Below are 11202 nucleotides of genomic sequence, written 5' to 3'. Positions count from 1 at the left end.
TTCGGTGGGCACACTAGGGTTGTCATATTATGGTTGACTATAATTCGCTTTTTATTAAACACACTGATTGCAATATTCACACAATCACGCTTATTCGAAATTCCATCTTAATATCCAGCAATAAGCTACAAGACAAGCTTAATCTGCTTGAGGAAATGGAACATCTCTTTAGTGAAATGTTAGATAATTCCCAGTCATTAGCTCAATTTTTAAATGAAATTGATGCGCATTTTACACATAGCAGAGAAGAGATAGACAATTTTTCAGGCTGGTTAAAAAAAATCAAAGATAGCGCCTGCAATATTGATAGGCTTTCAAATCAGGCTAATATTTTATCGATAAATTCAGCGATTGAAGCTGGTCATATCGGCCGTGAAGGTGCAGGTTTTGCCGTATTAGCTCAAGAGATGAAAAAGTTATCCTTAGAAATTCAGCAACAAGCCTCTTCTATTGCCACCATTAATAATAATTTAGATGCTCGCTTTACTCTTATTAAAGAAGTCACAGAAAAAAACCGAGAACATGTACAACAAGTTAAACAATTGGTTGTAGAAGGCCACCAGAACTTGGTGTCATTATCAGAACAAGCAGGTGACCTAAAACATCTTTTTACGTTTATTGCGATGGAACAGTTTTTTAATACCATCAAACTGGATCATGTTTTATGGAAAGAAGCTATCTACATCCACTTACTTAATAATGATGATGAAAACAGTGTTAATCAGCATACAGAGTGCCGATTAGGAAAATGGTATTATCAAGGAGATGGTCGGAAATTCGCAAATACTGAGGCTTTTCGTCGCCTAGAAGAACCCCATAAGTTAGTGCATGAATGTGGTCGTTTAGCGCTGAGCGCCAATATAGAGGGCAATCAAGAGGCGGTAACTCGGTATATCGAACATATGGAACAAGCCAGTGTTGATGTTATCAAGTATGTGGATGCTTTATTAAATCTCATTGATGAGTGATTAATCCACTCAATGAGAAAAGTAAAAAGGAGCAATAAGCTCCTTTTGGTATCTTGAAAGACTGAATTAGCTTTTGTTCATTAAGGTATTCAATTGACTATACAGCGTATTAGCACTGCTCTCATACCCTTCACGAGAAAGATGCACACCATCAGGCCTTGCTAAATCATACAACGCCCAAGCTTTTATCGAGCATTCTCCCCCCATATAGTCACGCCAATCCCAAAATAGTGTTTTCTCTTGTTGAGCCACTTCTTTTTGTATCCTGACAATATCGCTGAGCCATTGAGGCTGTTGTGAACGGCAATCAGGGGCTTCTTTATTTTTAACTGAATCAGACGGCCCAATTAATAAGATAGCGCTATTCGGTGCTTGTTGGCGAATTTGACGAATTTTATCTGTCAGTTGTTGGCGATAGGCATTCAAATCGAAGGTATCATTAAAGGCTTCATTGGTACCATAAGCTAAAATGACCATATCGGGATTTAGCTGGCCCAATGTTTCTGTCCATTGCGTACCCCATCTATCCATCATATTGATTGTGGCGCCATTAATACCTAATGAGGAGAGCATGACACCAGGTTGTTGGTTGGTGATCAGCCAACCTCCTAATTTAACTGGCTGGCTTTTACTAACCGTTATACTGACTGGAAAAGTTATCGTTGTTGGATTTGAAAACTGCCATTTACCTTGAGTTTGCGATAATGAAAGGACTTTGCTTGTTGATGACTGTACATTTACTTGTGCTGTAGTTGGCGTTTTATAGAGCGCCTGTAACTGATAACGTTGCTGAGTTACTGGGTTTTCAGATAACTGTAATTTAGCCCATTTAGCTTGTGGTTCACTAATAAACCCACCTAATGGGAAATCAGGATCGCTATCTTTTCTGCTTGAAAGTAGTGTCCATGCTTTTTTATCACTTTGGTATTGTACGTTTGCAATACGTTGCCCAGCGATATTAGTCGGAGGAATAAAACCAATACCGCCATTACCGTAATCGGCTTGAAAACGTTCACGCAACTTACCACTGAAAAAATCGGCCGCAGTATGAGAATCCCCTAACTGAACAATGTGCACTGTTTGACGGCCTTGTTGTAACTTTTTAACAAAGCTTGAAAAGTGAGGATCGTGGTAGTTGTAGAGCTGTCTTGAACCATCAGCAGGTAATACTGTGGGGGTAGGTAACTTCACTGTTTTTTCAGTGTCTTGGTTACAAGCAACTAAGAGTGAAACCAAAGCCAGTATAATTGAGCTACTGACTAAAGTTTTACGCTCAAGGATGTGCGTTAATTGTTTCATTTACAATAACCGTGTTTTTATCTTTTACATCATCGACTGCATTATCTTCTTTTGTTTCTTCTTGAAGATGAATACGTGAAAATACCTGTTGAGCAATAATTTGCTGACCTTTTAAGCTAAAATGAATACCATCACCAGCTCTTAACTTAACACGGCTGCTACCATCACCCATATAATCAGAATAAATATCTTTCTCATATTTAAACATATCATTGACGGAAAGGTAAATTTCACCCATTTTCTCAGCTTCTTCTCGGTAAAGTTTATCAAGGTATGCCATACCTTCAGATAACTTCTGCTTGCGCATATTGGGTGGCCCAACCCAAATAACCGTGACATTATTCTGTCTGGCATTTTCTATAATACCTGCAATGCGCGCTCGATAAGTTGATTCCCATGCTTCACTAGCAAATTTTAAGTAACGCCCACCACCATCAGGTGGCATATCCCAAGGATCGTTAGGGCCTAAAAAGACCACTAGTAATTTAATGCTGTCATCACTGGCTAAACGTGTGGCGATAGTTTGTGGCCAATTGAAAAAGCGCGGATAAGCAAGCCCTGTACTTTGTTTACTTAAATCAATACTGCTGATGTTGTAATCCGTTTGCAGTTGACGTTTAAGTAACGGTGCGACACCTTGCATCATTGAGTCACCCGCAAATAGGACTTTATCTTTTGGTGATAAGATAATTTCTGTTTTTTGGACGATAGGTTTTAAGGCTTCTAATGCCGCATCGGAGACGTCAGTAACAGAATGGTAAGGTAATCCTCCCATTGTTTGCTTACGCTCTAATAATTGCGGAAAGCGTTGCGTTAGTTGAGATGCAGGTCGCGTATATCCATTAAAGAAGTGCAAGCCAACGGCAAAACCTTCAGGAAGTTGCTCTGGTGTGGAGGTTTGTACAATAGGTTTTGCCTGATTATCAGGATGGTGAACCTGTAGATAATCGCCATAGCTTGCTATTGCAACAAATACACCATCACGCAGTTGTCCCCCCACTTCCCAAGCGTAATAATGAGAAAGCCCCGACCAAGGTGCAGGGCGATGATATTGTTGTTGCCAAAAGCGCTCTAGTGATGTTTGGTTTAGCCAAATCAGCAAAAGGGTACTCAACAGCACCATTAAGGTAACTTTTGCTGTCTTTTTTAGGTTTGAGCAGAAATCAAAAGCTGGCATAAATAAATCCTGGCACCCCATCTGGAGACAACATAAAAATAATTGTGAGGATCAACGCAAGTGGTAGAGGATAAACATACCACGGCACTCTTTTCTCAAGACGAGCCACTATATCTCTTAAGGTCACAAAGCAAGGATAAAGCAAGAACAGTCCCCAGAACATAAAGAGCGTTAAACCTTCAGCTTGTAATGATGCCCAAGCGCCTGTACTAAAGAGTTGTTGTATTAACACAAACGCATCACCTACAGTTTGACTGCGGAAAAATATCCACGCAAAGCAAACAAAGTGGAAAGTGATTATCCATGACAACAACATATTTAATGACGATAACGCGCTCGGTGGGGCATTTTTCTTCACAGGAAAGAGGCGGTGTTTAATATTTAATAGCACCACACCAATCCCATGAATAGCACCCCAAATAATAAAGGTCATGGCAGCGCCATGCCATAATCCAGAAATCACCATCGCGGCAAAGGCATTAAAGTTCTGCCTAATCACGCCTTTACGATTCCCCCCTAAAGGAATATAGACGTAATCACGAATAAAGGTAGATAAACTGATGTGCCAGCGACGCCAGAAATCGGCTAAGTTTATCGCTAAATAAGGGGCATTAAAGTTACGAGGCACGACAAAGCCCAGTAATAACGCAATACCAGTGACAAGATTGGTGTAACCTGAGAAATTGAAATAGATATGCCATGCGTAGGCATAAACTGCCGCCAGCACTTGTCCGCTTTGCGCTAAATCGGGTGCATTAAAGACCGGATCAACATAGTTTGTTGAAAACCAACCACTCAACCAAAAGAGTTTTGCGATAGCCAACACAATCAGCATAATCGCCCCTTTGTAATCAATGATTTTTCGGGTTGGAGCCTGAATTTGCGGAAGAAATTCTTTAGCACGATTAATTGGGCCAGCTACGATGCTTGGGAAAAAGCATAGATAAAGCACCACATCCAAAAACGGCGCTTTGGGGATCTCTTTTCGACAAACAGAAACCACATAACTTACCGAGTGGAATATATAGAATGAAAGCCCTAATGGCGCAAGTAATTCAATCAGCGGTAACTCAATGCTGAGTCCCCATTGTTGGAATGCTTGTGTCAGCGTTTCTTGGAAAAAGGAGTAATATTTAAAGGTAGTAAAGTAGACACCCACCAATAACCCTAATAGCCAATATATGACTTTAGAAGAGGTGTACTTGGTTAATATATTTGCCAGTAAATAAATTAACAGTGTATAGCTTAATAAGATAATCGCAGGACGATAATCTACATTAAAGAGAAAAGCATAACTGACTGTAATCAGTAGAATATTTTGGATCTTAACGTGCTTTTGGAAGAGCCAGTATAGAATAAAAAAGCTAACAAAGGCTCCGAGAAACTCGAATGAAAAAAAATTCATAAATGGCTCTAAGGGTGTGATTTAAAAGTCATACCAAACGTGTTACCCCATATATTATGAATTCTAAGCTGGCTTTCAATCAAAAGATTATCTTGTGATAAATAAAAGCCACTTTTCTCTAGAAAGAAAAGTGGCTTTTTGCCAGATGAAAGCCTGTTAAGGCTTAACTATCTTGTTTCGACTGTAACTGAACTTGAGTGATCAGTTTTTTATTTGAGTCGAACATTTCGGTCAGATAATCGTTATAACTTGAACCCAATTCTGAGTAACCTTTCAAGTCAGTGATTAACTGGCGAGAGTCGAGTTGTTGCTGCGTCATTCTTTGCTGTGCTCTTGAGGAGCGCAATGAATTATAGGCGCGGTGCGTATTGAGATTACGCATATAAGCAATCACTGAGCCTTCAATATCAGGGTAGGCTGCATAGCCTTTGGTTTTCCCTGGAACGTTATTGCAAGACTGACTCCCACATCGCATACCGAATAGATTGTTATTTTGTTGTGCCAACTTTGATGTCCCCCAGCCTGATTCTGTAGCGGCTTGCGTTGCGACAAAGTGTGTCGGAATAATATCAACGCGAGTCAGTAACGAATCCCAATTTACTTTTTTAGGGCTGGTACATGTGATGCCATAGTATTGACAGATTTCACGCAGTTTTTTTAAATCTGCGCTGCCCCAGTGCTGGGCTTTACGTTGAGCAGTTAACCACTCACGATCTCTCATTATCTTATTATTAACATTGTCAATAATAGGAACTATGACATTTAAAAACGCTTTCTTACGCTGTGTTCCCGAAGGGTATCTTTTCAAATCTGGCAACGGTGTTGACGTGCTTTTGAAAGAATACGCCTGCAGTATCTGGGAACTGCTGGTACTGGTTGAAGCAAAACTTACACCAGTAAATAGTAGTGAAATCAAGAAAGCGAAGACGGCACTTGTCCTCATCAATTGAGAGGGCATTGCTTCTCCTCGTTTAACTGGATAAAAATCGAACGAATACTAGCAAATTACTTTTTTCATAGCTACAAAATATCACCTCACATTAGGATAACTACGAGTGATTTGTTAAATAAATGTATAAGGTTTACTGGAAGGCCACGTTTTATAATCGCTTTTCTTCTTTAACAAAAAATGCTTTTTTGATGTAAACTTAAATTTATCTTATGTAAAAAGCTGTGACTTAACCCAGATTTAGTAAAAATAAGAGTTTTTAATGTGTCAATTTTGTTTATTATTTAGTCAGTTTTTGTTGTTTTTGGTCTAATTTTATTATCAATTTGACGCGCTTTTTCTGTTAAATCAGTAAAATCCGCCTCATGCCAATAGGTTTTTGGATGAGGTAAATTTGCCATTTTCGTTGTCGGCCAAAGCTGAAATTCTGCTAATTGTTCTAAAACGTAACCAGAATAAGCACTAGGTAATGTGAGGTAATGTGGAGACGTTGTTTCCTCAAAAGGTAACACCGGATACCGCTTGTCCGAGATGTGATAATCACGCATTAAAACTAAAAATTTGTCAGGAACACGTTGTTGACTATCCCACCATTGTCCATCAATCACATCAAACCATTGTTGCGTTAATTGGCGGGGTTGAGCTTCTAATTGGTAGAGTGCGGAAGGAATAATGCCCTGCATCGATTGATTATATTGCTCAAGGCTGGTGGCATGACCCTTTAAAATAAGTGTAAGAGAAAGCCTTGCTCCAATTAAATTGGAATAGAGATCTTCAGGTGAAAATGCAGAGATACCTTCAGAGAATCCCGGCACAGAACGAAAACCATACCATTGTGCAATTTCATGCCATACCGCAAGACGATAACCTAATCGTGCGGCAAGATAAGCACTTAAGGTATAGCGTTCTGTTTCATCTTTAGGTGGGGTAAAAGCATTAAAGTGTATTTTACGTTGTGCCAGTTCATTGCTTAGCGTTAGCGTCCACTCTTGACCTAACTTTGGATAGATATGGCTAAAGAGGTAGTAAGTGTAATCTGCGGTATCACGAATATGGGCGATATCAAGGAATCCTCCTTTATGAGAGTAAATTAAACCTGATTTTTCACTTCCTAAACCTAATACGGCCGCTGCACCCAGCCAAAAGCTATCGTTATAACGATGGTTACCTAGTGTCGAAGCTTCAACTACATTATCAATACGATAAAAAGGAACGGGTATTTCAAACGCTTTGACTTTTAAGTTATAACCAAAAGCACAACAAGGCCTTAAGCCATTAGGTGCTGTTAGCGGTTCAGGTATTTGCCAAAGCTGTGTTGCTTCTTCATGGGTAACACTATCAAGATTGGCATGCAGAGATTTTACAGGGGTGACTTGAGTGCAACCTGCAATAAATAAGAAGAAGACAATGGTGTTGATAAAAAGAAACCGCTTAAACATCAAAATGCTTCACCTACTTGAAAATAGAATCCTGTACTTTCTTTACCTATGCCAAAATCGAGACGTACATTCATACGTGGTTTAAATTCAAAACGATAACCCACACCAACACTAGGTAGCCAATGGCTTTTGCCTAAATCACGTGCTTGGTCGCTTAACGTACCACCGCCCATCCAAAGAGCAATGCCATGTCGCCAATTGAGCTTTTGACGGTACTCTACTTGGGTTGAAAAGACATGATTATCTTGATATCGCCCTTCATAATAGCCTCGCATTTGGTGCCCATTGCTCAATTTAGACAATTGGCTCCAAGGCACATCACCCGATGTGAAACGGGCATAATTATCAAATGCCAATACCGCAGTATCACTTAAGGGATAATAGTAGTTATATTGTATCTGTGTCGCATTAAAGCGGTTATTACTGCCAGTATCCGATGAATAATGGGTATAACTGATATCAAAAGCCTGCCCTCGATAAGCGTTTGGTAAAAAATCGCGACTATCGTAAGTAAAGCGAGCAGTTATTCCTGAGCTAGTTGAACGCAAAGGTAAATCACGTGCATTCATATAGGCTTTAAAGGGATTATCAGGGGCAGCAGCTTGTAGACTAGAATAATCCCACCCTAATCCTATATAAGTGTTTTTGGTAATTTGACGCAGTAACGTGGGCGTTAGACGCAATTCTTGAGAGCGAAATTCGCCGAAATGATCTTTTACACGTCCTTCGTGATAACCCTCTCCCCAATAATTGGTAGGAACATTATTTAATGTTCCTGTGAGATAAAAGCGCCACGTATCATCCATTAGGTAAGTGTAGTTGCTAAAGGTCATACCAAAAGCACCGGTTGATGAGCCAAAACCGCTTAACGAGAGAGACGAGATTTTACTATCAGGACGACTATCCGCTTGATAAAGACCAACAAGCGCAATGCCTACACCCAATTCTAGCTCTGGCGTATAAAATGGGCCCGGTAATACACCCCAGTCGATAGTTTTACTGCGATCGAAGTTATTTTCTCCCCCTAATTCAACTAGCCATTGGTCTATTTGTTGTCTATCGGGAAAGAGTTGAGCTTGTGCTGTGTGTGAAGTAAATAGGCTGGCAAATGCCAGCCCAAAAATAAAAGGGTATTTAACCATTAAAAACGGAACTCACCTGAAATAAGGAAGCTATTACGATTATTAAAACCTACTTCAGTGATCACATTAAAGTTACGTGTCACTTCTAAACGCGCCCCAAGAGTTTGGTTCCATTTATGGGCAAGATGCTGTTCAACATCAAATTTGATATTACCCATAAATGAAGAACCGAGACCCATTAAATCATCTAACCCATCAGGTAAATCTAGTCTGCTGACATCTCCCCTAAAACGTTGAGTAATATCTTGGTACATTGCACCTGTCCAGACTTGTAGTTTGGTATTGCCTTGACCCGAAATTAGTGGTGAGAAAATAAATTCATAGCCCACTCTAGGGGTGATAACTAAGGCTTTAATATCACCGTCTAAAATATCAAGGTTTGTTTTGGTATAGTTTAAATCGAAGGTGCCAAAAAACTGGTTATAGCCACCCGCTAAGGTAAAGCCACCACCATAAGACTTGCCCTCATAATTTAATTTAAAAGGAACATTTTCAACAGAAGGTTCAGTTGCATCAGCAAAGTAAACGGAGTTTAATTGTGCAACAGATGTACCCTTTGTTTTTCCATAAATCCCATACACATTCATAAAAGGAAAAACCCAAGTATCCAGTTTTAACATATGGGATTCGTTGTTACTGCGAGTGTGGCCAACATCAATGTCAACAAGGCCAAGAAGAGCCTGACCTATTGGAGTACTGGAGCTAAAACCAATTTTATCTACAACTACATCTTGTCGTAGATTCATATAGTTATAACCAATACCAAAAGGCTCTGGAATATCATAACCGCGGGCGCGAGCTTCATCGCCCCAAATGGGTAAAACACGAGATTGGCTTGCTGGGGTACGTGTATCTAGCGAACCTTCATTATTTAATGCTGTGCCACCAGATTGGCTCACACTTAGAGAGAGCAGAGGACGATCACTGTCCGCATAAGAAAAACTCGTGGCAAGAAGGGAGGCGGTCAATACCACCTTATTTAAATTGGAAAAGTTCATACATAACCCACAAAAAATTAAAAAAGTAAGTAGTAAAAGAGTAGCCGGAAATTTTAATCTTTTTCTAATAGGTGGTCACCAGCTATAAGTGCGATATACAGTAATAGATGCTTATATTTTGCGTTTTTAAAGGATTATTAAGGGTTTATTAAATAAAAAACCCTATTTTTTCTAAGCTAACCTTAATAAAAGTAGTCGATTTCAATTATAAAAGAGAATGATAATTCTTCTTTTAATTATTACTAATATATTAATTTCCCTATTATTGATGAAATTAACAGCAAAATAAGCTATTTCGGTGATAACGCGTTATGATAATAGTCGTTTTATATGGACTTTTTTAATAAAGGAACGTTATGACCTATCAAGAGCTTTATCAATACGCAATTTTTATGCTGTCTCGTCGTGATTACAGTACAAGAGAACTACAACGTCGAATCGAACGCCGAATTCGCGAAACTGAAAAAGACTCACCGACTGCCCCTGAATGTTTGCCTCAAGTAATCGAACGCTTACTTGAAAGTCAGTACCTTGATGACAATCGAACTATTTATAGTTTTTTTCGTAGTTATTTAAATAAATCCTATGGGCCGTTACGTATTCGCCAAGAATTACGCCTAAAAGGATTTCCCAGCGAAATTATTGAACGTGTATTAGAAGAAACAGACACTGATTGGTACGCACTTTGCCAAGAGGTCAAAGAGAAAAAATTTGGTACAGACAATCCTAAGGACTATAAAGAGAAAGCGAAACAAATCCGTTATCTGCAATATCGCGGCTTTACCTCTGATTATATCAATGCGCTGTTTTAATTGATTAGCGTAGTGTCATTGCGATATCAGCTAATTTTTTATCATTATTCTTTTTAAAATAGACTTTTTGATGTAAGAAAATATCAAAAGGAAATGGTGAGCGAATAAATTGTACCTCATCATTTGTGATCGTTGAAATATAATGAATATTTTCAGGCATAAAGCAATAACCAGCTCCTTCATCAATACATTGCAATACATCAGCCATTTCTGTTAAACCTAAAGTATGATATTGGTAACCCTGTTTTTTTAATCTATCTAAAATTGTTGAAAATATCGGATTATGCAAAGAACTGTTTCTTTGTATTAATGTTTCTTTAGCAAAGAATGTTTTGGTATCGGAATGTTTTTCAAAGAGTTTTTTATTTACTAATAAGCCGACTTTTTGTGTGCATAGATTAATCGTATTAATGTTTTTATGAGAATAGTCAAATTCAAGAGAGGAAATAACAAGATCAAACTCTTTATCAAAAAGTTCTTCATTAATATCATCAATATAACCATCTTCTAAAGACAACTTGTATTGATCATTTTTTTGTCTTATTTCCAATAGTTTTGTTTTCAAATCAGGATAATAAAGCCCATCTAACTTAATTGAAAGCAATGTCTTATCTTCATTTAAATCTAAGATCTGAGTTTCAATTTTTCTAATTTTTTTATAATAGGGATATAGTCGTTCATACAGTGTTTTTCCTGCCGGAGTAAGTTCCATTCCATTTTTTGAACGTTTAATCAATGATTTACCTATTTGGTTTTCAAGTTCATTAATACCATGACGTAACGCAGATGGGGTGACATTAATTTTTTCTGCTGCTTTTACTAGACTTTGGTAAGTCGCAACAGCAAAGAATTGATTTATTTTTCGTGAGAAAAACATGCAGGTGTTCTCCACAGAGACATATTAATTGAAATTAATAATCTGCTTGAATGAGATTTTTACATTGATATTTGTCAATAATATTTTTAGAGCGACTAAAAGTGAAAAATTATCGAAGATAAATTAAAAAAATAAC

General features: G+C 38.3%; 10 protein-coding genes. 2 read left to right on the top strand and 8 right to left on the bottom strand.

Annotated elements, in window-relative coordinates; translation table 11 throughout:
- The first annotated feature begins 29 nt into the window (after positions 1 to 29).
- The gene (locus LG402_RS18355) at positions 30 to 968 is read left to right on the top strand and encodes a CZB domain-containing protein (RefSeq protein WP_227336100.1); all 939 of its coding nucleotides are present in this window, start codon (positions 30 to 32) and stop codon (positions 966 to 968) included.
- Between the two features lie 66 nt (positions 969 to 1034).
- On the opposite strand, the gene LG402_RS18350 is transcribed toward LG402_RS18355, so the two are convergent.
- From LG402_RS18350 to LG402_RS18320, 7 genes are all read right to left on the bottom strand, one after another.
- A complete protein-coding gene (locus tag LG402_RS18350) occupies positions 1035 to 2267 on the bottom strand; it encodes an SGNH/GDSL hydrolase family protein (protein WP_109408384.1) in 1233 nt (410 codons plus the stop codon).
- The gene (locus LG402_RS18345) at positions 2242 to 3444 is read right to left on the bottom strand and encodes a GDSL-type esterase/lipase family protein (RefSeq protein WP_227336099.1); all 1203 of its coding nucleotides are present in this window, start codon (positions 3442 to 3444) and stop codon (positions 2242 to 2244) included. Before LG402_RS18345 ends, LG402_RS18350 begins: the two co-directional genes overlap by 26 nt.
- Complete coding sequence (locus tag LG402_RS18340; RefSeq protein WP_227336098.1) at positions 3431 to 4849, bottom strand: MBOAT family O-acyltransferase; 1419 nt, start codon at positions 4847 to 4849, stop codon at positions 3431 to 3433. Before LG402_RS18340 ends, LG402_RS18345 begins: the two co-directional genes overlap by 14 nt.
- Positions 4850 to 5012: 163 nt before the next feature.
- On the bottom strand, positions 5013 to 5807 hold the full coding sequence (locus LG402_RS18335; protein WP_227336097.1) for a protein bax: 795 nt from the start codon (positions 5805 to 5807) through the stop codon (positions 5013 to 5015).
- Positions 5808 to 6082: 275 nt separating this feature from the next.
- The gene (locus tag LG402_RS18330) at positions 6083 to 7237 is read right to left on the bottom strand and encodes a DUF4056 domain-containing protein (RefSeq protein ID WP_227336096.1); all 1155 of its coding nucleotides are present in this window, start codon (positions 7235 to 7237) and stop codon (positions 6083 to 6085) included.
- Positions 7237 to 8379, bottom strand: coding sequence for a BamA/TamA family outer membrane protein (locus LG402_RS18325; protein WP_166539949.1), 1143 nt, complete (start codon positions 8377 to 8379; stop codon positions 7237 to 7239). Before LG402_RS18325 ends, LG402_RS18330 begins: the two co-directional genes overlap by 1 nt.
- Positions 8379 to 9377, bottom strand: a complete 999-nt coding sequence (locus LG402_RS18320) for a hypothetical protein (protein ID WP_166539950.1) — start codon at positions 9375 to 9377, stop codon at positions 8379 to 8381. Before LG402_RS18320 ends, LG402_RS18325 begins: the two co-directional genes overlap by 1 nt.
- 356 nt (positions 9378 to 9733) lie before the next feature.
- On the opposite strand from LG402_RS18320, the gene LG402_RS18315 reads away from it, so the two are divergent.
- On the top strand, positions 9734 to 10189 hold the full coding sequence (locus LG402_RS18315) for a regulatory protein RecX (RefSeq protein WP_109408377.1): 456 nt from the start codon (positions 9734 to 9736) through the stop codon (positions 10187 to 10189).
- Positions 10190 to 10193: 4 nt separating this feature from the next.
- Here LG402_RS18315 and LG402_RS18310 read toward each other — a convergent pair whose 3' ends face one another.
- Positions 10194 to 11066, bottom strand: a complete 873-nt coding sequence (locus LG402_RS18310) for a LysR family transcriptional regulator (RefSeq protein ID WP_166539951.1) — start codon at positions 11064 to 11066, stop codon at positions 10194 to 10196.
- Between the last annotated feature and the right edge of the window lie 136 nt (positions 11067 to 11202).

The sequence above is a fragment of the Proteus sp. NMG38-2 genome (genome assembly GCF_020640995.1).
Taxonomy (GTDB): Bacteria; Pseudomonadota; Gammaproteobacteria; order Enterobacterales; family Enterobacteriaceae; genus Proteus.
Note: the sequence above shows the minus strand (reverse complement) of the source record. Positions and strands in the feature narration are given on the sequence as shown.

Coding starts and splice junctions, on each gene's coding strand:
- LG402_RS18355 (WP_227336100.1), top strand. CDS start 30: ATGGTTGACTATAATTCGCTTTTTATTAAACACACTGATTGCAATATT.
- LG402_RS18350 (WP_109408384.1), bottom strand. CDS start 2,267: ATGAAACAATTAACGCACATCCTTGAGCGTAAAACTTTAGTCAGTAGC.
- LG402_RS18345 (WP_227336099.1), bottom strand. CDS start 3,444: ATGCCAGCTTTTGATTTCTGCTCAAACCTAAAAAAGACAGCAAAAGTT.
- LG402_RS18340 (WP_227336098.1), bottom strand. CDS start 4,849: ATGAATTTTTTTTCATTCGAGTTTCTCGGAGCCTTTGTTAGCTTTTTT.
- LG402_RS18335 (WP_227336097.1), bottom strand. CDS start 5,807: ATGCCCTCTCAATTGATGAGGACAAGTGCCGTCTTCGCTTTCTTGATT.
- LG402_RS18330 (WP_227336096.1), bottom strand. CDS start 7,237: ATGTTTAAGCGGTTTCTTTTTATCAACACCATTGTCTTCTTCTTATTT.
- LG402_RS18325 (WP_166539949.1), bottom strand. CDS start 8,379: ATGGTTAAATACCCTTTTATTTTTGGGCTGGCATTTGCCAGCCTATTT.
- LG402_RS18320 (WP_166539950.1), bottom strand. CDS start 9,377: ATGAACTTTTCCAATTTAAATAAGGTGGTATTGACCGCCTCCCTTCTT.
- LG402_RS18315 (WP_109408377.1), top strand. CDS start 9,734: ATGACCTATCAAGAGCTTTATCAATACGCAATTTTTATGCTGTCTCGT.
- LG402_RS18310 (WP_166539951.1), bottom strand. CDS start 11,066: ATGTTTTTCTCACGAAAAATAAATCAATTCTTTGCTGTTGCGACTTAC.